At 73.2% G+C, this 21,411-nt stretch carries 18 protein-coding genes; 13 read left to right on the top strand and 5 right to left on the bottom strand.

Features of this window, described 5'->3' with window-relative positions; all coding sequences use genetic code 11:
* Positions 1-199: 199 nt before the first annotated feature.
* The 3 genes from ACFV0Q_RS20535 to ACFV0Q_RS20525 form a co-directional block, all read right to left on the bottom strand.
* Positions 200-1,822 carry a PucR family transcriptional regulator gene (locus ACFV0Q_RS20535; RefSeq protein ID WP_385007311.1) on the bottom strand — a complete coding sequence of 541 codons (1,623 nt, stop codon included), beginning with the start codon at positions 1,820-1,822 and terminating at the stop codon, positions 200-202.
* A 21-nt stretch (positions 1,823-1,843) separates the two neighbouring features.
* The gene (locus ACFV0Q_RS20530; RefSeq protein ID WP_385007315.1) at positions 1,844-3,226 is read right to left on the bottom strand and encodes an FAD-binding oxidoreductase; all 1,383 of its coding nucleotides are present in this window, start codon (positions 3,224-3,226) and stop codon (positions 1,844-1,846) included.
* A gap of 88 nt (positions 3,227-3,314) precedes the next feature.
* A complete protein-coding gene (locus ACFV0Q_RS20525; protein ID WP_385007309.1) occupies positions 3,315-5,144 on the bottom strand; it encodes a glycoside hydrolase family 15 protein in 1,830 nt (609 codons plus the stop codon).
* 462 nt (positions 5,145-5,606) lie between these two features.
* Between ACFV0Q_RS20525 and ACFV0Q_RS20520 the strand changes: the two genes are divergently transcribed.
* From ACFV0Q_RS20520 to ACFV0Q_RS20460, 13 genes are all read left to right on the top strand, one after another.
* On the top strand, positions 5,607-7,274 hold the full coding sequence (locus ACFV0Q_RS20520; protein WP_385007313.1) for a CTP synthase: 1,668 nt from the start codon (positions 5,607-5,609) through the stop codon (positions 7,272-7,274).
* Positions 7,275-7,347: 73 nt separating this feature from the next.
* A complete protein-coding gene (locus ACFV0Q_RS20515; protein WP_385007307.1) occupies positions 7,348-7,986 on the top strand; it encodes an NUDIX domain-containing protein in 639 nt (212 codons plus the stop codon).
* Positions 7,987-8,125: 139 nt separating this feature from the next.
* The gene (locus tag ACFV0Q_RS20510; RefSeq protein WP_385007305.1) at positions 8,126-10,093 is read left to right on the top strand and encodes a tetratricopeptide repeat protein; all 1,968 of its coding nucleotides are present in this window, start codon (positions 8,126-8,128) and stop codon (positions 10,091-10,093) included.
* A gap of 152 nt (positions 10,094-10,245) precedes the next feature.
* Positions 10,246-11,361, top strand: a complete 1,116-nt coding sequence (ald, locus tag ACFV0Q_RS20505) for an alanine dehydrogenase (RefSeq protein ID WP_385007303.1) — start codon at positions 10,246-10,248, stop codon at positions 11,359-11,361.
* 326 nt (positions 11,362-11,687) lie between these two features.
* Positions 11,688-12,848 (top strand): ParA family protein, encoded by a 1,161-nt coding sequence (locus ACFV0Q_RS20500; RefSeq protein ID WP_385007301.1) that lies wholly within the window; start codon positions 11,688-11,690, stop codon positions 12,846-12,848.
* Positions 12,833-13,342: a hypothetical protein gene (locus ACFV0Q_RS20495; RefSeq protein WP_385007299.1), complete on the top strand. Its 510-nt coding sequence runs from the start codon at positions 12,833-12,835 to the stop codon at positions 13,340-13,342. The genes ACFV0Q_RS20500 and ACFV0Q_RS20495 overlap by 16 nt, the downstream gene beginning before the upstream one ends.
* Positions 13,343-13,508: 166 nt before the next feature.
* Entirely contained in the window at positions 13,509-14,480 is a 972-nt protein-coding gene (locus ACFV0Q_RS20490) for a segregation and condensation protein A (RefSeq protein ID WP_385007297.1), read from the top strand.
* On the top strand, positions 14,477-15,103 hold the full coding sequence (gene scpB / locus ACFV0Q_RS20485) for an SMC-Scp complex subunit ScpB (RefSeq protein ID WP_385007295.1): 627 nt from the start codon (positions 14,477-14,479) through the stop codon (positions 15,101-15,103). The genes ACFV0Q_RS20490 and scpB overlap by 4 nt, the downstream gene beginning before the upstream one ends.
* A complete protein-coding gene (locus tag ACFV0Q_RS20480) occupies positions 15,103-16,614 on the top strand; it encodes a pseudouridine synthase (RefSeq protein ID WP_385007293.1) in 1,512 nt (503 codons plus the stop codon). Before scpB ends, ACFV0Q_RS20480 begins: the two co-directional genes overlap by 1 nt.
* Positions 16,615-16,728: 114 nt before the next feature.
* Positions 16,729-17,352 (top strand): nicotinamide riboside transporter PnuC, encoded by a 624-nt coding sequence (pnuC, locus tag ACFV0Q_RS20475; RefSeq protein ID WP_385007291.1) that lies wholly within the window; start codon positions 16,729-16,731, stop codon positions 17,350-17,352.
* A complete protein-coding gene (locus tag ACFV0Q_RS20470; protein ID WP_385007288.1) occupies positions 17,349-18,443 on the top strand; it encodes an AAA family ATPase in 1,095 nt (364 codons plus the stop codon). The genes pnuC and ACFV0Q_RS20470 overlap by 4 nt, the downstream gene beginning before the upstream one ends.
* Positions 18,440-19,192: an NUDIX domain-containing protein gene (locus tag ACFV0Q_RS20465; protein WP_385007287.1), complete on the top strand. Its 753-nt coding sequence runs from the start codon at positions 18,440-18,442 to the stop codon at positions 19,190-19,192. Before ACFV0Q_RS20470 ends, ACFV0Q_RS20465 begins: the two co-directional genes overlap by 4 nt.
* Positions 19,189-20,217, top strand: a complete 1,029-nt coding sequence (locus tag ACFV0Q_RS20460; RefSeq protein WP_385007285.1) for an ADP-ribosylglycohydrolase family protein — start codon at positions 19,189-19,191, stop codon at positions 20,215-20,217. The genes ACFV0Q_RS20465 and ACFV0Q_RS20460 overlap by 4 nt, the downstream gene beginning before the upstream one ends.
* Positions 20,218-20,253: 36 nt before the next feature.
* Here the strand turns inward: ACFV0Q_RS20460 and ACFV0Q_RS20455 are convergent, their stop codons facing one another.
* Both ACFV0Q_RS20455 and ACFV0Q_RS20450 read right to left on the bottom strand, forming a co-directional pair.
* Positions 20,254-20,934, bottom strand: a complete 681-nt coding sequence (locus tag ACFV0Q_RS20455; protein WP_385007283.1) for a DNA polymerase beta superfamily protein — start codon at positions 20,932-20,934, stop codon at positions 20,254-20,256.
* A 28-nt stretch (positions 20,935-20,962) separates the two neighbouring features.
* Positions 20,963-21,411: Rieske (2Fe-2S) protein (locus ACFV0Q_RS20450; protein WP_385007281.1), on the bottom strand; the 449-nt coding region annotated here is incomplete at its 5' end.

The following is a 21,411-nucleotide window of genomic DNA, read 5'->3' as shown; positions in this document are numbered from 1 at the left end:
AAGACCCTGGGGCTCCGCCCCAGACCCCGCGCCGCAAACGCCGGCGAGGCTGGATTGGCTGAACACTGCTGCCACCTGTGGCAACCGCAGCCCCGCCGGCGTTTGAGGCGGGAACGGTGGAAGGGCGGGTAGGGGACAGCCCCGCGCAGCGCGGCGAAGCCGGGGAAGCGCGCCAGCGCTGAGCCGTGCGAGCCGCGCGTCAGGAAGGAATCGCGTGGCGGCGCGCCCGCAGGGCGAGGCTCAGGGAGAGGACCGTCTCCGGGTCGTCCAGGTCCGTGCCCAGGAGTTCCGAGATGCGGGCCAGGCGGTTGTACAGGGTCTGGCGGTTCAGGTGGAGTTCGCGGGCGGTCTCCGCCTTGCGGCCCGCGTGGGCCAGGTAGGTCTCCAGGGTGGGGAGCAGCGGCGGCCGGGAGTTCGTGTCGTGGACGCGGAGCGCCCCGATCGCGCGGTCCACGAACGCCGCCAGGTCGGGGTGCTCCCGCAGCCGCCACAGCAGCAGGTCGATGTCCAGGCGCCGGGCGTCGTACCAGGGCCGGGCCGGGAGCCCGTGCGCGGCCGTGGCCGTCTCGGCGGCGTGGCGCAGGCCCGCCGAGGCCGCCGCCCAGCTGCCCGAGACGCCGACGACCACCGCCGGAGGGGCCCCGGCCCGGTCGAGGCCGGCCCGCTCCACCCCCGCCCGCAGCGCCGCCGCGACCCGGTCGGCGACGGCCGCCCGCTCCGACTCCGCGCGCAGCGACACCAGCAGCGGAACCCGCCCCTCCACCGGGCGGACGCCCAGCAGCACCGGGACCCCGACCGAGGACAGTTCCTCCAGCACCGCCCGGGCCAGTACGGCCCAGTTCCCCGAAGCCCCCAGGTCCGAGGACAGCCGCATCACGATCGGCAGCAGCGGCCCCGCCCCCGGCCGGAAGCCCAGCACCCTGGCCTGCGCCGGTGCGTCCTCCGCCGAGATGCGGCCCTCCGCCAGGTCCGTCAGGAAGTCGCCCCGGCCGCGCGCGGCCAGCTCCTCCTCCTGCCGCGCCTGCATGAGGACCACCGCCAGGACCCCGGCCGTGCGCTCCGCCGCCATCCGGTGGACCGGCAGCAGCGGGGCCGACACCCCGGCCAGGACCACCCGGGCCCTGACCGAGCCCGAGCCGTGGCCGCCGCCGGGTACGTCGACCACGACCGCCGTCGCCGAGGGCTCGGCCGCGCGCTGGCCGCGCAGGCCCTCCCACACCTGGAGCGGGTCGGCCGCCGCGTCCCCGGACACCGGCCCGGCCGCGTACAGCAGCTGCCCGTCGGGGGTCTCCAGGAAGACCGGGTTGGCGGTGAAGTCGGCCAGGATGCGCAGCACCTGCGGGATCCCGCCGCCTCCCAACAGGGCCTCGGTGCACCGCCGGTGGACTTCCTCGGCCCGCTGGAGCAGCGCGTAGTGGCCGTTGACGATCTCGGTGTGGACCTCTTCGGTGACCGCCACGAAGGGGACCTCGCGGTGCAGCTGCACCAGCGGCAGCCCGGCCGCCTTCGCCGTCTCCACGATGGTGGCCGGCAGCCGCGTGAACCGCGGGCCCAGCTCCACCACCAGCGCGGCGATCCCCCGGTCCGCGAGGCGGCGTACGAAGGCACGCTGCTCGGCGGGCCGGGTGCCGAGGCCGAGCCCGGTGGTCAGCAGCAGCTCCCCGCCCTTGAGGAGCGAGGCGATGTTCGGGACCTCGCCGGCGTGCACCCAGCGGACGGTCCGGCCGAGCCGGTCGGCGCAGGCCACCACCTCCGGCAGACCGCCGCGCAGCCCCGGCAGCTCCAGCGCCCGCTGAACCGTGATCCCGCCCTGGTTGTCCATATCGCGGACGCTACCAAAGGGTCACGCGGGCTTGATGTTGTGGTTGAAGCGGAAGACGTTGTCGGGGTCGTACTCCCGCTTGACCGCGCGCAGCCTGCGCAGGTTCTCCTCGCCGAGACCCGCGGCCACCCGCTCCTCGCCCTCGTCGCCGAGGAAGTTGAGGTACACCGCCCCGCTGCTCCAGGGCCGTACGCCGGCCCGTACGTCCCTCACCCACTGCCGGCACCGCTCGTCGTCGGCCGGGTCCTCCCACATGGCGAACGGGTGCACCGCCCACGGCGAGTCCCGGTACGGCACGGGGTACCCGTCCGGCTGGTCGGCGATGGCCCCGCCCAGCGGGAACACGATGTGCTGGGTGCCGGTGGGGACCGGCATGGACCCCGCCAGCGCGCAGTAGGCGTCGACGGCCTCGTCGGGCAGCCCGGTCAGGTACTCGGCGGACCAGTGGTTCCGCAGCCCGGGCGGGTCGTCGATCATGCACTGGAGATCGGCGTACGGGAGGGCCGTGACGAGCTCGGCCTCGTGCGGCAGCGCCAGCAGCGGCGCGGCCAGCCGGCGCATGGCCTCCTCCGGGCCGGCGTAGGTCAGCACGACCACGCAGAGCTTGCTGCCGACCAGGTGGGGCGGGACGAACGGGGCCGGCGGGGCGGTCAGGAAGATCACGGCGCCGCTCGCCTCGCGCGGCCCCGAGGCGATGAGGTCCCGGTACAGGGTGGTGGCCTCGGCGCCCCGCCCGGGGTCGTACATCACCATCGCCATCGACATCACGGGCAGCTCGTGCAGCCGCAGCGTCAGCGAGGTGACGGCCCCGAAGTTGCCCCCGCCGCCGTGCAGGGCCCAGAACAGCTCGGGACGGTCCTCGGCGGTGGTCGTCACGCAGGTGCCGTCGGCGGTGACGACGTCCGCTCCGAGGAGGTTGTCCACCGCCAGGCCGAAGGTCCGGTCCAGCCAGCCGGAGCCGCCGCCGAGCACGAAACCGCCGACGCCCGTGGTGGACACCCGGCCGCCGGTGGTGGCCAGGGCGTAGGGCTCGCAGGCCCGGTCGAGGTGGCTCATGGTGGCGCCGCCGCCGACCCGTACCGCCTTGGCCGCCGGATGCACCGTCACCTCGTGCATCCGGCGCAGGTCCACGACCACCGCCCCGTCGCCCAGGGCCGTCCCCGCGACGCTGTGGCCGCCGCCCCGTACGGCGACCGGGAGGTCGAGGCGACGGGCGAAGCGGACCGCCGTGACCACGTCCGGCTCGCTCGCGCACTGGGCGATCACGGCCGGACGCCGGTCGACCATGGCGTTGAAGACGGTCCGCGCCTCGTCGTACCCGGGGTCGTCCGGGGCGAAGACCTCGCCGGCCAGATCCTCGCGGAGCGCGGCCAGGGCCGCGCCCGCCTTCGAGAGGGGTGGCATGGCCATCCCCCCTTCCCAAGAGGGGCGTAGGACCCTTCCAGCGTAGGCGGGCGGGTACGGGGCCGCGCGCCCGCGCGGGGCCCGTACGTCAGCCCCCGTAGGCCCCGCTCGCCGTCAGCCGCAGGGCCGTGTCGATCAGCGGAACGTGGCTGAAGGCCTGCGGGAAGTTCCCGACCTGGCGCTGCAGCTTCGGGTCCCACTCCTCGGCCAGCAGCCCCAGGTCGTTGCGCAGGGCCAGCAGCTTCTCGAAGAGCCGGCGGGCCTCGTCGACCCGGCCGATCATCGCCAGGTCGTCCGCCATCCAGAACGAACAGGCGAGGAAGGCGCCCTCGTCGCCCTCCAGACCGTCGACACCGGCCTCTTCGCCGGCCGTCGGGTAGCGCAGGATGAAGCCGTCCGGGGTCGACAGCTCGCGCTGGATGGCCTCGATGGTGCCGATGACCCGCTTGTCGTCCGGGGGCAGGAAGCCCATCTGCGGGATCAGCAGCAGGGAGGCGTCCAGCTCGCGCGACCCGTAGGACTGGGTGAAGGTGTTGCGCTCCGGGTCGTAGCCCTTCTCGCAGACGTCCGCGTGGATCTCGTCGCGCAGCTCGCGCCAGCGCTCCAGCGGGCCGTCCGCGTCCCCGCTCTCGATCAGCTTGATCGTGCGGTCCACGGCCACCCACGCCATCACCTTCGAGTGCACGAAGTGGCGGCGCGGGCCGCGCACCTCCCAGATGCCCTCGTCCGGCTCGTTCCAGTGGATCTCCAGGTAGCGGATCAGCTTCAGCTGGAGCAGCGAGGCGTAGTCGTTGCGGGCCAGGCCCGTCATGTGGCCCAGGTGCAGGGCCTCGGTGACCTCGCCGTACACGTCGAGCTGGAGCTGGTGGGCGGCGCCGTTGCCGACGCGCACCGGGCCCGAGTTCTCGTACCCGGGCAGCCAGTCCAGCTCGGTCTCGCCCAGCTCCCGTTCGCCCGCGATCCCGTACATGATCTGCAGGTTCTCGGGGTCGCCCGCCACCGCGCGCAGCAGCCAGTCCCGCCAGGCGGAGGCCTCCTCGCGGTAGCCGGTGCGCAGCAGCGAGGACAGGGTGATCGCGGCGTCGCGCAGCCAGGTGTAGCGGTAGTCCCAGTTGCGGCTGCCGCCGATCTCCTCCGGGAGCGAGGTGGTCGGCGCGGCGACGATCCCGCCCGTGGGGGCGTACGTCAGCGCCTTGAGGGTGATCAGGGAGCGGATCACGGCCTCCCGGTAGGGGCCGTGGTACGTGCAGTGGTAGACCCACTCCTGCCAGAAGTCGGTCGTCGCCTCCAGCGCCGCCTCGGCGTCGGGGGTCTCGGGGGCCCCCTTGTGGGAGGGCTGCCAGCTGATGGCGAAGGCCACCCGGTCGCCGGGCCCGACGGTGAAGTCGGAGTACGTCGTCAGGTCCTTGCCGTACGTCTCCGCCCCCGTGTCCAGCCAGACCGAGTCCGGGCCGGCGACGGCCACGGTGCGCCCGTCCACCTTGTGCACCCAGGGCACGACCCGCCCGTAGCTGAAGCGCATCCGCAGCGCGGAGCGCATCGGCACGCGCCCGCTGACCCCCTCCACGATGCGGATCAGCTGCGGCGCGTGGTCCTCGCGCGGCGGCATGAAGTCGATGACGCGGACGGTCCCGCGGGGGGTGTCCCACTCCGACTCCAGCACCAGGGAGTCACCGCGGTAGCGGCGGCGCGCGGCCCTCGGCGGCTCGGTACCCGGCGCGAAGGCCGGGCCGATCCGCCAGAACCCGTGTTCCTCGGTGCCCAGAAGGCTCGCGAAGACGGCATGGGAATCGAAGCGTGGCAGGCACAGCCAGTCCACCGCCCCGTCCCGGCAGACCAGCGCCGCGGTCTGCATGTCCCCGATCAGTGCGTAATCCTCGATGCGCCCGGACACGTTGCTCTCCAGTCGAACGGCCACGTCCGCCCCGTAGGGCGCTTGCATTGCGCTGTTGCGCGGTCTCCTGTGCGCAGGGATCCCCGCGTCGAGCCCTAGATTGCCGGAAGTGGCGAGGTTACGCCGTTTGCCGGGCTGCTCGGCGGCGATGTGCAGCGGTATCCGAGCAGGGTATGACGGCACCCTAGTGATCTCCTGAAGTCTTGGGACAATGTGACTCGGCTGAACGGGTGACCTGCGGGAATGCGCTGGTGGGGGCGGTCGCGAGGCGGTAGTGAGGGCGCCTTGGAGGCCCTGCGCGCCGCGCGCCCGGAGGCGGACCGTCCGAGGCGCTGATAGGCTGGTACCCCGTGGACCGGTGGTCTGCCTGTGCGAATCAGGAGCCCCGAAACCGCAGCTTCGGCGCCCCCAGAGACCCTTTCCGGATCTCCGCGGAACGGCGCCGGACGCACCTCACCTCGCGACCACGGGAGCCCCCTCTTGGCTATGCCGCCCGCTGCTTTTCGAAACAGCACAGCCATGACGACCAAGCACATCTTCGTCACCGGGGGTGTCGCTTCTTCCCTCGGCAAGGGGCTGACGGCCTCCAGCCTGGGTGCGCTGCTGAAGGCGCGCGGCCTGCGGGTCACGATGCAGAAGCTCGACCCGTACCTGAACGTCGACCCCGGCACGATGAACCCCTTCCAGCACGGCGAGGTGTTCGTCACCAACGACGGCGCCGAGACCGACCTGGACATCGGCCACTACGAGCGCTTCCTCGACGTCGACCTCGACGGCTCGGCCAACGTCACCACCGGCCAGGTCTACTCGCAGGTCATCGCCAAGGAGCGGCGCGGCGAGTACCTCGGTGACACCGTGCAGGTCATCCCGCACATCACCAACGAGATCAAGCACCGCATCCGCCGCATGGCGACCGACGACGTCGACGTCGTCATCACCGAGGTCGGCGGCACGGTCGGCGACATCGAGTCCCTGCCGTTCCTGGAGACCGTCCGCCAGGTCCGCCACGAGGTCGGCCGCGACAACGTCTTCGTCGTGCACATCTCGCTGCTGCCCTACATCGGCCCCTCCGGTGAGCTCAAGACCAAGCCGACCCAGCACTCGGTCGCGGCCCTGCGCAACATCGGCATCCAGCCCGACGCGATCGTGCTGCGCGCCGACCGCGAGGTCCCCACCTCCATCAAGCGCAAGATCTCGCTGATGTGCGACGTGGACGAGGCGGCCGTGGTCGCGGCGATCGACGCCAAGTCGATCTACGACATCCCGAAGGTGCTGCACACCGAGGGCCTGGACGCCTACGTCGTGCGCAAGCTCGACCTGCCCTTCCGCGACGTCGACTGGACGGTGTGGGAGGACCTGCTGGACCGGGTCCACAACCCCGACCACGAGGTCAAGGTCGCGCTCGTCGGCAAGTACATCGACCTGCCCGACGCCTACCTGTCGGTGACCGAGGCGCTGCGCGCCGGCGGTTTCGCCAACCGGGCCCGCGTGCAGATCAAGTGGGTCACCTCCGACGACTGCAAGACCCCGGCCGGCGCCGCCGAGGTGCTCGGCGACGTGGACGCGATCTGCGTCCCCGGCGGCTTCGGCGACCGCGGTGTCAACGGCAAGGTCGGCGCGATCACCTACGCCCGCGAGAACAAGGTCCCGCTGCTCGGCCTGTGCCTGGGCCTGCAGTGCGTGGTCATCGAGGCCGCGCGCAACCTGGCGGGCATCGCGGACGCGAACTCCACCGAGTTCGACGCCTCCACCCCGCACCCGGTGATCTCCACGATGGAGGAGCAGCTGGCCTTCGTCGAGGGCGCGGGCGACCTGGGCGGCACCATGCGCCTGGGCATGTACCCGGCGAAGCTCGCCGAGGGTTCCATCGTGCGCGAGGTCTACGGCGACCAGGCGTACGTGGACGAGCGCCACCGCCACCGCTACGAGGTGAACAACGCCTACCGCGGCGAGCTGGAGAAGAAGGCCGGTCTGGTCTTCTCCGGCACCTCCCCGGACAACAAGCTCGTCGAGTACGTCGAGTACCCGCGCGAGGTCCACCCCTACCTGGTGGCCACCCAGGCCCACCCGGAGCTCCGCTCCCGCCCGACCCGGCCGCACCCGCTGTTCGCGGGCCTGGTCAAGGCCGCGGTGGAGCGCCAGCAGAAGGCCTGACGCTCGGTAACGTAGGCAGCCGGGGTACGGAGTTCCGTACCCCGGCTGTCGCGCGTTGTGGAGGGCATTGGGCATGGGCAACGTCATCAAGGACACGTCCGAGACCTGGGAGACGCTGGCGACCCGGCGGCCGTTCGAGGGGGCGAAGACGGCGGTGGCCTCCGACCAGGTGCGGATGCCGGACGGGTCGGTGGTGCGCCGCGACTACCAGGTGCACCCCGGCTCGGTGTGCGTGGTGGCGCTGGACGAGGAGGGCCGGGTGCTGGTGATCCGCCAGTACCGCCACCCGGTGCGGCACCGGCTGTGGGAGCTGCCGGCCGGGCTGCTGGACGTCCCCGGGGAGAACCCGCTGCACGCCGCGCAGCGGGAGCTGTACGAGGAGGCGTACGTCAAGGCGGAGGACTGGCGGGTGCTGGCCGACTTCTTCTCCTCGCCCGGCGGCTCCGACGAGGCGGTACGGATCTTCGTGGCGCGGGGGGTCTCGGAGGCGGAGGGCGAGCGGTACGAGGAGACCTCCTCGGAGGAGGCCGACCTGGAACTGGCCTGGGTGCCGGTGGAGGAGCTGGTACGGGGGATCCTCGCGGGCGAACTGTCGAACGCGGCGCTCGTCGCGGGGGTGCTGGGGGTCTCGGCCGCCCTCGCGTCCGAAACCGGCCTGGACGCGCTGCGACCGGCCCTCGCCCCCTGGCCGGCCCGCCCGTACGAGGCGTAGCCGCCCCCGGACCCCGGCCACGTCGGAAAATAGGCACATCGGCTGATCCGATTGGGCGATCTGTCCGCCGCGCTCCCCACGGTTCGTCGCTCTGCGTGAACTACGCTCGCAACCCGAAGGCAGGGAGAGGAGCGGATCCGTGGCGGATTTCGTCGGGCGGCGGCGTGAGCTCAAGGAGCTGCGCGAGGACATCGCACGGACCGGGCTCGACACCCTCTCCGGCCGCAAGGCCAAGGCGCCCCGCGCCCGGGTGCTGCTCGTCGCCGGGCGGCCCGGCTCGGGGCGGACGGCGCTCGCCGAGGCGTTCGTCCGCGAGGTCGCCGACCAGTACCCCGACGGGCTGCTCCGGGTGCGGCTGACCACCCCCGGCGGGGAGACCGTCGCCACCGAGCGGGCGGTACGGACCCTGCTGGAGGGGCTCGGACGGGCCACCCCGCCCGGGGCCTGCGAGGACGACCTGAGCGCGGCCCTGCGCGAGGCGCTCGCCGGCCGGCGGGCGATCCTGCTCGTCGACGACGCCGCCGACCCGCAGCAGGTCGACGCCCTGCTCCCGGACACCCCCGAGTGCCTGGTCGTGGTCACCGCCGAGGGGCCGCTGACCGGGATCCCGGACGTGCGCCCCTGCACCCTCGGCGGGCTGGAGACCCCTTCCGCCGTCGAGCTGCTGGCCCGCATCATCGGGGACACCCGCGTCACCGTCGACCCGCGTGCCGCCGAGGGCCTCGCCGAGGAGTGCGGGGGGCAGCCCGCCGCGCTGGCCCTCGCCGGGGGCTGGCTCGCCGCCCACCCCAAGGCCGCCGTCGCCGACGTGGCCAAGCAGCTCCACGACATGCCCTCCACCGCCTCCGCCGGCCCGCTGGCCCGCACCTTCCGGCTCGTCTACGAGTCCCTCCCGCAGCCCGCCCAGCGCACCCTGCGGCTGCTGCCGCTCGCCCCGGCCGGGATCCTCGACTCGCACACCGCCTCGGCCCTCGCGGGCTGCTCGGTGGCCGCGGCCCAGTCGACGCTGGAGGACTTCGCCCGGCTGGGCCTCGTACGGCACGCGCCCGACGGCCTGTTCCTGCTGCCCGGCTGCCTCGCCCCCCTGCTCCAGGCGCTGCTGGAGGCCAAGGAGCGGCCCGCCGAGGTGCAGCTGGCCCGGGCCCGGATGCTGGAGCGGACCGTACGCCTGCTGACCTCCTGCCGGGCCATGGCCGAGGAGGACGAGGACCGGCTGCGCGAGCGCCTCGACGGGCTGCCGCGCGCCCTGCGCTTCCCCGACCGGCGGGCCGCCGCCACCTGGCTCGACACCCGGCTGCCCGCGCTGACCGCCGCCGCCCACCTGGCCGTGGCCGACGGCGGGCTGGACACCCTGGCGCGCAGGCTGGTCGCGGCCCTGGTCAGGGCCCTGGCCGAGCACCGCGGCACGGAGGCCGCCGCCCCCGAGCTGTACGGGCTGCACGAGCTCGTCCTGGACGTCGCCGAGCGCCGCGGGCTGCACCGGGAGCGGGCCGCCGCGCTGCTGAACCTGGCCGATCTGGACGCCGAGACCGGCCGGACCGAGGAGGCCCTGGAGCGCTACCGGGCCGCGCTGGTCGCCGGAAAGGCCGCCGGGGACCCGTACGCGACGGGCCGCGCGATGGAATCCGTAGGCGGTGCGTACCAGGAGCTGGAGGACTGGCCGAGGGCCTCCGACTGGTTCGGCCGCGCCCTGTCCCAGGCCCTCGCGCGCGGGGAGCGGGCGGACGAGGCCAGGCTCTACGGCCGGCTCGGCAACGTGCACACGTACGCGGGCCGCTACGGGGAGGCGCTGCGCAGCTGGCGGGCGGCCGCCGCGGGCTACCGCAGGCTCGCCGATGTCCCGGGCCAGGCAAAGGCGTTGAGCGAGATGGCGCGGGTCCAGGAGTACGCGGGACGGCCCGGCGAATCGCTGCACACCTGCCGCGAGGCGATCGAGCTCGCGCGCAAGGCCGGCGACCTGCGGCTGCAGGCCGCGCTCCAGGTGCGGCTGGCCGACACGCTGGACCGGCTGGGCGACCCGGCGGCCGCCCGGCTGCACCGGTCAGCGGCTGACAGATTGCTGGGAGATGACCCCGCAGCCTGCGAAATCCGTAGTAGTTCCGACTAAGATTATTCGTTTGCAAGGCTAGACAGCGACTCATCCTTCATTAGACTGGCTTCACCGCGGCATCCCGTGGTGCATCCCGTTGCGCGTTCTTGTGGGCGGGTATGTATGGAAGTGCCCCGTAATATCCCCTGAACCAAGGACCGTGATCGACGATGAAGGTCGGCATCCCCCGCGAGGTCAAGAACAACGAGTTCCGGGTCGCCATCACGCCCGCCGGCGTGCATGAGCTGGTCCGCAACGGCCACCAGGTCTTCATCGAGCAGAACGCCGGTGTCGGCTCCTCGATCACGGACGCCGAGTACGTCGCCGCCGGAGCCGAGATCCTCGGTACCGCCGACGAGGTCTGGGAGACCGCGGACCTGCTCCTGAAGGTCAAGGAGCCCATCGCGGAGGAGTACCACCGCCTCCGCAAGGACCAGACCCTCTTCACCTACCTGCACCTCGCGGCCTCCCGCGAGTGCACGGACGCCCTGCTCGCGTCCGGCACCACCGCCATCGCGTACGAGACGGTCGAGCTCGCCAACCGCGCGCTCCCGCTGCTCGCCCCGATGTCCGAGGTCGCGGGCCGCCTGGCCCCGCAGGTCGGCGCCTACCACCTGATGCGCTCGGCCGGCGGCCGCGGCGTCCTCCCGGGCGGCGTGCCCGGCACCCACGCCGGCGAGTGCGTGGTCATCGGCGGCGGCGTCTCCGGCTGGAACGCCGCGCAGATCGCCATCGGCATGGGCTTCCACGTGACCCTGCTGGACCGCGACATCAACAAGCTCCGCGAGGCCGACAAGATCTTCGGCACGAAGATCAAGACGATCGTCTCCAACGCCTACGAGCTGGAGAAGGCCGTCGTCGAGGCCGACCTCGTCATCGGCGCGGTGCTGATCCCGGGTGCGAAGGCCCCGAAGCTGGTCACCAACGAGCTCGTCGCCAAGATGAAGCCCGGAAGTGTCCTTGTCGACATTGCGATCGACCAGGGCGGCTGCTTCGAGGACTCCCGTCCGACCACCCACGCCGAGCCGACCTTCCAGGTCCACAACTCGGTCTTCTACTGCGTCGCCAACATGCCGGGCGCGGTGCCGAACACCTCCACCTACGCCCTGACGAACGCCACGCTGCCCTACATCGTGCAGCTCGCGAACCTCGGCTGGGTCGAGGCGCTGCGTCGTGACCCGGCGCTCGGTCTGGGCCTCAACACCCATGACGGCCAGGTCGTTTACGGTCCGGTCGCCGAGGCGCACGGCCTGCCGACCCTCGAGCTGAACACGCTGCTCGGCTGAGTCGTCAACGACTGACGTCAATCTCACGTATCCGGCCGGACCTTGCCCGCAAGGTCCGGCCGGAGGCGTTTGCGGGGGTGCCGCGGACCCCGCTCAACTCGCCTCGAACGTAACCCTTTAACCCTTTCGCACACCCGCGAAACTTCGCGGCGACAGCTCGTACGCCCTTGACAGAGTGGTGTTCGGTTGCCGACACATCGTGCCGGGTCCGGCGGATTGTGTTGCCGCTGGGCGGTGACACGCCATAGAGTCGCCAACCGTCGGCATGGTGCAACGCTGACCTATCGATAAGTGTCCTGGTCACGTCCGAGGAGGTAAGACGACTTGTGAATGAGTCGACATTTGCTCCTGGGGGTGGTCGAGCAGGCGGGCCTGAGCGGGGCCGGGGTCCTGCCGGGCGGGAAGCCGTCGGCTCCGTCGCAGTCCGCACCTTCGCAAACCACCAGCACATGACGACGCCCCAAAAGAGCATGGACGGCCTAGACGTGAACTCCAGGGCCGGCGACCCGAGCGGCGACAAGCCCGTGGGTTTCGCCGACTACGACAACGTGCCCGAAGGGCACTTCTACGACCCCGACGCGGAGTACGAACCGGACCCCGAGTACGCGGCCACCCTCGCCCCCGACGCTGCCCGTCAGCGCCGTGAGCGGATCGGCCCGACCGGACGCCCGCTGCCGTACTTCCCGATCCCGGGTCCGCTGACCGACCACGGTCCGGCGACGATCATCGCGATGTGCAACCAGAAGGGCGGCGTGGGCAAGACCACGTCGACCATCAACCTGGGTGCCGCGCTCGCCGAGTACGGGCGCCGCGTGCTGCTCGTCGACTTCGACCCGCAGGGCGCGCTGTCCGTGGGCCTCGGCGTGAACCCGATGGAACTCGACCTGACGGTCTACAACCTGCTCATGGAGCGGGGCATGTCGGCCGACGAGGTGCTGCTCAAGACGGCGGTCCCCAACATGGACCTGCTGCCGAGCAACATCGACCTGTCCGCCGCCGAAGTGCAGTTGGTCAGCGAGGTCGCGCGCGAGTCGACGCTGCAGCGGGCGCTGAAGCCCCTGATGGCCGACTACGACTACATCGTGATCGACTGTCAGCCCTCGCTCGGTCTGCTGACCGTGAACGCCCTGACGGCGGCTCACAAGGTCATCGTGCCGCTGGAGTGCGAGTTCTTCGCGCTGCGCGGTGTGGCGCTGCTGACCGAGACCATCGAGAAGGTGCAGGAGCGGCTCAACCCGGACCTGCAGCTCGACGGCATCCTCGCCACGATGTACGACTCCCGTACGGTGCACAGCCGCGAGGTGCTGGCGCGCGTCGTCGAGGCCTTCGACGACCACGTCTACCACACGGTCATCGGCCGGACGGTGCGCTTCCCGGAGACCACGGTCGCCGGTGAGCCGATCACCACGTACGCCTCCAACTCCGTCGGCGCCGCCGCCTATCGCCAGCTGGCCAGGGAGGTGCTCGCCCGGTGTCCCGCCGAGTGAGTCTGCCCGGAGCCGACGAACTGTTCCGTACGACCGGGGGGATGGCCCTCCAGTCGTCCTCGCCGAGGCGGGGCGCCGAGGAGGCGCCGGCCGGCGGTACGGAGCACGCGGCCGCACCGGCGGACGGCACGGCGAGGACCACGGGCGACAGCCGCGGGCGGGAGCCCGGCGATCCGGCGGTGGGCGCGCAGCGCAGGCCGCAGGAAGGTTCTGCCACCGCCGCCGGGGCGTCCTCGCCCCGGTCCGGCAAGGGGCAGGGCCGGGGCGCGAACCGGCGGCCCAGCGGGCGCGAGCGGCACGACGAGAAGATCACGGTCTACGTCTCCGCCGAGGAGCTCATGGACCTGGAGCACGCCCGGCTGGTGCTCCGCGGTGAGCACGGGCTCGCCGTCGACCGCGGGCGCATCGTGCGCGAGGCGGTCGCGGTGGTCCTCGCGGACCTGGAGTCCCGCGGCGACGCGAGCATCCTGGTCCGCCGCCTCCGCGGCCGCTGACCCGGAGCGCCCGCGGCGTGCGTTCCGGGGCCGGGTGGCGGCCCGTCCCGGCCGAGGCCCCGCACGACCCGTCCGGTGCGGGCGCGGGGATGCCCGGGGATCCGGACGGGCAGGGCCTAGGCTGCTCGTGGCCGTCCGGCCGCCTTCCGCACCACCCTGGACCGCGATGCCCCCGAACCACGCCGCCGCCCGCCCCGCCCGCCGGAGCCTGGGGCGCGGCCCAGGAGCGGCTGAGGAGCCCCCTGAGGGTCGCGAGCCGGCCGGGAGCGGGGACGGGGCCACCGGGCCCCCGGGAGCCGCTGACGGGCCCGCCGCGCCCCGCGAGGAGCCCCCCGCCGGAGGCGACGGCCGGTTCACCCTGCACCTGGACAACTTCGAGGGCCCCTTCGACCTGCTGCTCCAGCTGATCTCCCGGCACAAGCTGGACGTGACCGAGGTCGCGCTGTCCCGGGTCACCGACGAGTTCATGGCCCACATCCGCGCCATGGGCCCCGAGGGGGACCTCGACCAGACCACCGAGTTCCTCGTGGTCGCGGCCACCCTGCTCGACCTCAAGGCCGCCCGGCTGCTGCCCGTCGCCGAGGTCGAGGACGAGGCGGACCTGGCCCTGCTGGAGGCCCGGGACCTGCTCTTCGCCCGGCTGCTCCAGTACCGGGCGTACAAGCAGATCGCCGCGATCTTCGAGACCCGCGCCGAGGACGAGTGCAGCCGCTACCCCCGCACCGTGGGCCTGGAACCGCACCACGCCGAACTGCTGCCCGACGTGGTCATCGCCATCGGCGCCGAGGGCTTCGCCCGCCTCGCGGTCCGCGCCATGCGGCCGAAGGCCAGGCCCGAGGTCTACGTCGACCACATCCACGCCCCGCTCGTCAGCGTGCGGGAGCAGGCGGGACTCGTCGTACGGGTGCTCAAGGCGCGCGGCGAGGCGACCTTCCGGGAGCTGACCGAGGACGCCCCCGACACCCTCACCGTCGTCGCCCGCTTCCTGGCCCTCCTGGAGCTCTACCGGGAGAAGGCGGTGGTCCTCGACCAGGAGGACGCCCTCCTCACGCTCACCGTGCGCTGGTGCGGCGGGGACGGCGACGGGATGCCGACGGTGACGGACGAGTTCGACCAGGTCGTGGAGGTACGGGAATGACGGATGGGGCGACGGGGGCCCTGGACCTCAAGGGGGCGCTGGAGGCCGTCCTGATGGTGGTCGACGAGCCCGCGACGGCGGAGCACCTGGCCAAGGTGCTGGAGCGGACCCCGCGCGAGGTCGACGGCGCGCTGGCCGCACTGGCCGACGAGTACACCGCCGAGCGGCGCGGTTTCGAGCTGCGGCACGTCGCCAGGGGCTGGCGCTTCTACTCCCGGCCCGCGTACGCGGCGGCCGTCGAGGCCTTCGTCCTGGACGGCCGGCAGGCCCGTCTCACCCAGGCGGCCCTGGAGACTCTCGCCGTCGTCGCGTACCGCCAGCCGGTCAGCCGCTCGCGGGTCTCGGCGGTCCGCGGAGTGAACTGCGACGGGGTCATGAGGACCCTCCTGCAGCGGGGTCTGGTGGCCGAGGCGGGGACGGAACCCGAAACAGGTGCGATCCTGTACAGGACGACGAACTACTTTCTGGAGCGGATGGGCCTGCGCGGCCTGGACGAGCTCCCGGAGCTCGCGCCCTTCCTCCCCGAGGCGGACGCGATCGAAGCCGAGACGCAAGAGGGTGTTCCGTCGTTCGATCCGGATGCACCGGATACCGATGAAGACGACAAGACGACGGAACTTTGATGCGAAGCAGCGGCAACGGCAACGGTGGCGGCAACAGGAACAGCGGCGGCGGCGGTGGTGGCGGACGCGGTAGCGCTCCCCGCGGCGGCTCCGGCGGCGGCGGTGGCTACCGCGGTGGCGGCTCCGGCGGTGGCAGCGGCTCCGGCGGCGGCTCCCGCGGTGGCAGCTCGGGCGGCGGTTACCAGGGCGGTGGCTCCCGTGGCGGCAGCTCCGGTGGCGGTTACCAGGGTGGCGGCTCCCGTGGCGGCAGCTCCGGTGGTGGTTACCAGGGCGGTGGCTCCCGTGGCGGCAGCTCCGGTGGTGGTTACCAGGGTGGCGGCTCCCGTGGCGGCAGCACCGGCGGCTACCGCGGCGGCGGCAGCTCCAGCGGTGGCGGCTACCAGGGCGGCGGCTACCAGGGCGGCGGTTCCGACTCGCGTGACCGCGACCGCGAGCAGGCCCCCCGCATCCGCAACCCCCGCCCCGAGGAGCGTCGCTACGACGTAGGCCCCGAGGGCGAGCGCAACGGCCGCGGCGGCGCCAAGGCGGGCGGCGGCGGTGCCCGCGGCGCGGCCGACGGCAACCGCGGTGGCGGTGCGCGCGGCGCGGCGGCCCGCGGTGGCGCCAAGGGCGGCCCCAAGGTCTCCCGTACCCCCGGCATCGGCGGCGCGGGCGGCCCGCGCATCGGCCCCGGCTCCCGCAGCGGCCAGTCCAAGCCGCGCGAGCTGGAGGCGCGGATCGAGGAGCGCGTGCGCGACCGGTACGCCGACAAGCCCGTGATCAAGACCCCGAAGACCTTCCCGGGCGCCGAGGAGGAGGGTGAGCGCCTGCAGAAGGTGCTCGCCCGTGCCGGCATGGGCTCGCGCCGCGCGTGCGAGGAGCTCATCGAGCAGGCCCGCGTCGAGGTCAACGGCGAGATCGTGCTCGAGCAGGGCAAGCGCGTGAAGCCGTCGGACGAGATCAAGGTGGACGGCCTGACCGTCGCCACCCAGTCGTACCTGTTCTTCGCGCTCAACAAGCCCGCCGGCGTCGTCTCCACCATGGAGGACCCCGACGGCCGCCAGTGCCTGGGCGACTACGTCACCAACCGCGAGACCCGCCTGTTCCACGTCGGCCGGCTCGACACCGAGACCGAGGGCATCATCCTCCTCACCAACCACGGTGAGCTGGCCCACCGCCTCACGCACCCGAAGTACGGCGTGAAGAAGACCTACGTCGCCGCGATCACCGGTCCGCTGCCGCGCGACATCGGCAAGCGCCTCAAGGACGGCATCGAGCTGGAGGACGGCTACGCCCGCGCCGACCACTTCCGCGTCGTCGACCAGCTCGGCAAGAACTACCTGGTCGAGGTGACCCTCCACGAGGGCCGCAAGCACATCGTCCGCCGCATGCTGTCCGAGGCCGGCTTCCCGGTCGAGAAGCTCGTGCGGACCTCCTTCGGCCCGATCGAGCTGGGCGACCAGAAGTCGGGCTGGCTGCGCCGCCTGACCAACACCGAGGTCGGCATGCTGATGCGCGAGGTCGGTCTGTAACGGCACCGCACTCCCGCAGTACACCGGAAGCCCGCGGCACCCCTGAGGTGCCGCGGGCTTTCCGCTTGTCCGGGACCCCCTTCCCTGTTTATAGTCACTGTGACTATTAAAGGGATGGGGGCAACCGCCATGGGGTGGAGTACGAGCTGGACCGAGGTGCTCGGCTTCGTCACCGGCGCCGTGTGCGTCGTTCTGGTGGCGCGGCAGCACCTCGCCAACTGGCCGGTCGGCATCGCCAACAACGTCTTCTTCATCGTGCTGTTCGCCCAGGCCGGCCTCTACGCCGACGCCGGGCTGCAGATCGTCTTCATCGCCCTCGCCGCGTACGGCTGGTGGTCCTGGACCCACGGGGGTGGACCAGGAACCGCCACGGCCCTGCCGGTGCGCCGCACCACGGCCGCCGAATGGGCCTGGCTGCTCGCGGCGGGGGCGGTGGGGGTCGCCGCCCTGACCCTCCTGCTGGGCCGGGTCAGCGATTCCACCGTCCCCTTCTGGGACGCACTGACCACCGGGCTCTCGCTCGTGGCCACCTACGGGCAGTGCCGCAAGCTCCTGGAGTCCTGGTGGCTGTGGATCGCCGCCGACCTCGTCTACGTCCCGCTGTACGCGTACAAGGGCCTGTACCTGACCTCGGTCCTCTACGCCGGCTTCCTCGCCCCGTGCGTGGCCGGGCTCGTCGGCTGGCGGCGCGCCCTCCCCGCGGACGGCACCCGTACGGCCGTGGGGGCGACGGCATGAGCCGGCCGAAGGGCAAGCGGTACGGCCACGGGCTGGTGCTGGGCAAGTTCTACCCGCCGCACGCCGGACACCACCACCTGGTGCGCACCGCCCAGGACCAGTGCGAACGGCTCACCGTGCTGGTGTGCGCCGCCTCGGTGGAGTCGGTGCCGCTCGCCGACCGGGTGGCCTGGATGCGCGAGGAGCACCCCGGTGCGCAGGTGGTCGGGGCGATCGACGACATCCCCGTCGACCTGCACGACCCGGCGGTCTGGGAGGCGCACATGGCGGTCTTCCGGGGCGCGGTGGGCCGGCGCGTCGACGCCGTCTTCACCTCCGAGGCCTACGGGACCGAGCTCGCGCGGCGGTTCGGCGCCGAGGAGGTCTGCGTCGACCCGGCGCGCACCCTGTTCCCGGTGTCGGGGACGGCCGTGCGCGCGGACCCGGCCGGCTGCTGGGAGTTCCTGGGACCGGCCGTACGGGCCGCGCTGACCCGGCGGGTCGTCGTCCTCGGCGCCGAGTCCACCGGCACCACCACCCTCTCGCGGGAGCTGGCCGCGCACTACCGGCGGCGCGGCGGGGTGTGGGCGAAGACCGGCTGGGTCGCCGAGTACGGGCGCGAGTACAGCGAGGAGAAGCTCGCGGCGGCCCGCGCCGGCGACCCCTCGGCGTCCTGGACGGACGTGGCCTTCACCTCGGACGAGTTCCCGGTGATCGCCCGCCGCCAGGACGCGGCGGAGGAGCGGGCGGCCCGGCTCGGCTCGCCCGTGCTGTTCTGCGACACCGACTCCTTCGCGACCGGCATCTGGCACGCGCGGTACATGGGCGGCCGCAACCGGGAGGTCGAGAAGATCGCCGGCCTCACCCGGCGGGACCTGTACCTGCTGACGGACGATGCCTCAGTGCCCTTCGAGGACGACGGCCTGCGCGACGAGCCGCAGCTCAGACCCTGGATGACGGCCCGGTTCCGGCGGGAACTCGCGCGTACCGGAAGGCGTTTCCTGCTCGTGGGCGGGGACCGGCGCACCCGGCTGGAGACGGCCGTGGCGGCGGTCGACGCCCTGCTGGAAGAGGGCTGGCACTTCGCGGCCCCGCTCCCGGAGCGGCGATGAGCGCCGGTGCGGGCCCCGGATCCGCGCCGTACGATCCGCACGCCTTCGAGCCGTTCGCGGTGACCGTCGACCTCGCCGTCCTCACCGTGCGCGGCGGCGTGCTGCACGTCCTGCTGATCCGGCGCGGGCGGGAACCGTACGCGGGTGCCTGGGCCCTGCCCGGCGGCTTCGTCCTGCCCCGCGAGTCCGCCGAGACGGCGGCCCGCCGCGAACTGGCCGAGGAGACCGGCCTGGCGCCCGCGCTGGTCGCCTCCCTGCACCTGGAACAGCTGCGCACCTACAGCGAACCCGACCGGGACCCCCGGATGCGGGTGGTGTCGGTGGCCTTCACCGCCCTCGTCCCCGACATGCCCGAACCGGCCGCGGAGGGCGGCGGGGACGCCGACCGGGCGCGCTGGGTCCCGGTGGGGGAGGTGACCGAGCCGGCCTTCGACCACGCGCTGATCCTCGCGGACGCCCGGGAGCGGGTCGGCTCGAAGCTGGAGTACACCTGCCTCGCCACCGCCTTCTGCCCGCCCGAGTTCACCCTCGGGGAGCTCCAGGCCGTCTACGAGACCGTCTGGGGCACCGCCCTGGACCGGCCCAACTTCCGCCGCAAGGTCCTCGCCACCCCCGGCTTCGTCGAGGCCGTCCCGGGAGCCGCCCGGCTGACCGGCGGCCGCGGCAAACCCGCCGCGCTGTACCGGGCGGGACCGGCGACCACCCTCCACCCGCCCCTGCTGCGCCCCACGGAAGGCCCCGCCCGATGACGACGAGCCCGATAGCGCACAAGCGCCCCGCGACCGGCGCCCTGATCGGCCTGGCCCTGGGCGACGCCCTCGGCTTCCCGACCGAGTTCAGCGACGTGCCGTCGATCCTCGCCAAGACCGGCCCGTGGCGCGAGATGGCCCTGCCGCGCCCCGCCATCGTCACCGATGACACCCAGATGACCCTGGCGCTGGCGCGCGGCATGCGCACCGCCGCCGAGCGCGGCCCGGTCGGCCCGCTGCGGCTGGCCCGGCCGGTCCGGGAGGAGTTCGTCGACTGGTACCACTCCCCGGAGAACAACCGGGCCCCCGGCCGCACCTGCCTGGTGGCCTGCGGCCTCCTGGACGAGCCCGGCCGGGACTGGCGCGACGCCAGCCAGACCGGCTCCAAGGGCTGCGGGGCCAACATGCGGGTGGTGCCCGTCGGGCTGGTCCCGGGCTGGACGCAGGAGGAACGGGCGGGCGCCGCCCAGCTCCAGTCGGCCCTCACCCACGGCCACCCCACCGCGCTGGCCGCCTCCGACCTCACCGCCCGGGCCGTCCACCTGCTGGCGCGGGGCACGGAGGTCACCGGCCTGGTCGGGCAGCTGCGCTCGTACGCCCTGGAGAACCGGACCCGCTACCACGAGCGCTGGCTCGGCGATCTCTGGGCCCGCACCGCGTCCGACGCCTCGCCGGAGTCCTTCATCGCCCGGGGCTGGGACGAGTGCCTGACCGCCCTGGACCGGCTCGCGGCGGCCCTGCGCACTCCTTCCCCGGAGACCGACCCCTGCCTGACCACCGGCGACGGCTGGATCGCCGAGGAGGCGCTGGCCACCGCCCTGCACTGCTTCCTGCTGTTCCCGGCGGACCCGCTCCTGGCCCTGCGCCGGGCCGCCTGCACGAGGGGCGACTCCGACTCCCTCGCCTGCCTGGCCGGCGCCTTCGCGGGCGCCCACCTCGGCGCGGACGTCTGGCCCCGCGACTGGGAGGGCCGCGTCGAGTACCGCGACGAACTCCTGGCCTTCGGCACCCTCTGGGACGCGTGAGCGACGCCCGGCGCCTTCGCGGTGCGGCGGCGGACGCTAGGCGGCCGAGGCGCGGCGGGTGCGGTGGAGGTAGTCCTCGACGCGGGCGCGGTCCGGCTCCGCGGGGAGGGGGGTGGTGGTCAGCGCGGCGTCGGTCTCCTCGGTGAGGCGGGCCATCCAGGAGTCGGCCTCCTCCCAGGTCAGCTCGCCGTGCTTGACCGCGAGGAGGCGTTCGCGGTCCGGGCCCGCGTCGATCGTCAGGCGGCCCGTGCGCAGCAGGTCGCGGCAGGAGATCAGCAGGCGCAGCAGGTGCATGGCGTGCTTCCGGCGCGGGGCGCCGTGGACGCGGACGTCCGCGAGGAGTTTGCCGCGCTGGGAGGCCGCGTAGCGGCTGAAGCTGGTGTGGGCCCGGCGGGAGAGGAACGCCCCGCGCAGGGAGAGGAGTTCCTCGCCGGCCGGGGTGAGGCGTTCGACCAGGGGGGAGTGCAGGCACTCCAGGACGTTCGGGTTGGAGGCCAGGGCCAGTTCGCAGAAGCGCTCCAGCTCCCAGGAGAACTCCTCCTCCCGGGGACCGTCCACGTGCGTCGGCGGCTTCTCGAACCGCCAGAACAGCGGCGTGGGGGCGAGGTAGACACCGCGCCGGTCGGTGTCGCTCGCCTCCGTGGCCAGCCCGAAGGCGCGGGAGCCCATGACGCAGGCGTAGATCGTGTGCTCCCGTACCAGGGTGAGGTCGTCCATCCGGGGAGGGTAGGCGGGGCGGGCCCGGTCAGGCGAGCGAGATTCCGCCGTCGGGGGCCACCACGATCTTCTGCTCGGCGAGCGGACGGGTGGCCGGGCCCTTGGCCACCGCCCCGTCCGCCACCTCGAACCTGCTGCCGTGGCAGGGGCAGTCGATGGTGCCGTCCGCGACCTTGTCGACCAGGCAGCCCTGGTGCGTGCACACCGCCGAGAAGCAGCGGAAGGACCCGGCCGTCGGCTGGGTCACCACCAGCTTCTGGTCCTTGAGGATCGTGCCGCCGCCCACCGGCACCTCCGAGGACTTGACGAGCACCTTGCCCGCCGCCGCCGGGGACTCGGCCGAGGAACCGGACGAGGACTGCGGGGCGGGGGAGCCCGCCGGCTGCTCGGGGGCGGGCTTCGTCGCTTCGCCGCCGCCGCCGCAGGCGGCCAGCGTGCCGCCGGCCAGGGCGACGGCTCCAGCGGCCAGTACCGTGC

This window comes from Streptomyces sp. NPDC059564, assembly GCF_042735575.1.
Classification (GTDB): Bacteria; Actinomycetota; Actinomycetes; order Streptomycetales; family Streptomycetaceae; genus Streptomyces.
This window is presented reverse-complemented; position numbering and strand designations above follow the sequence as displayed.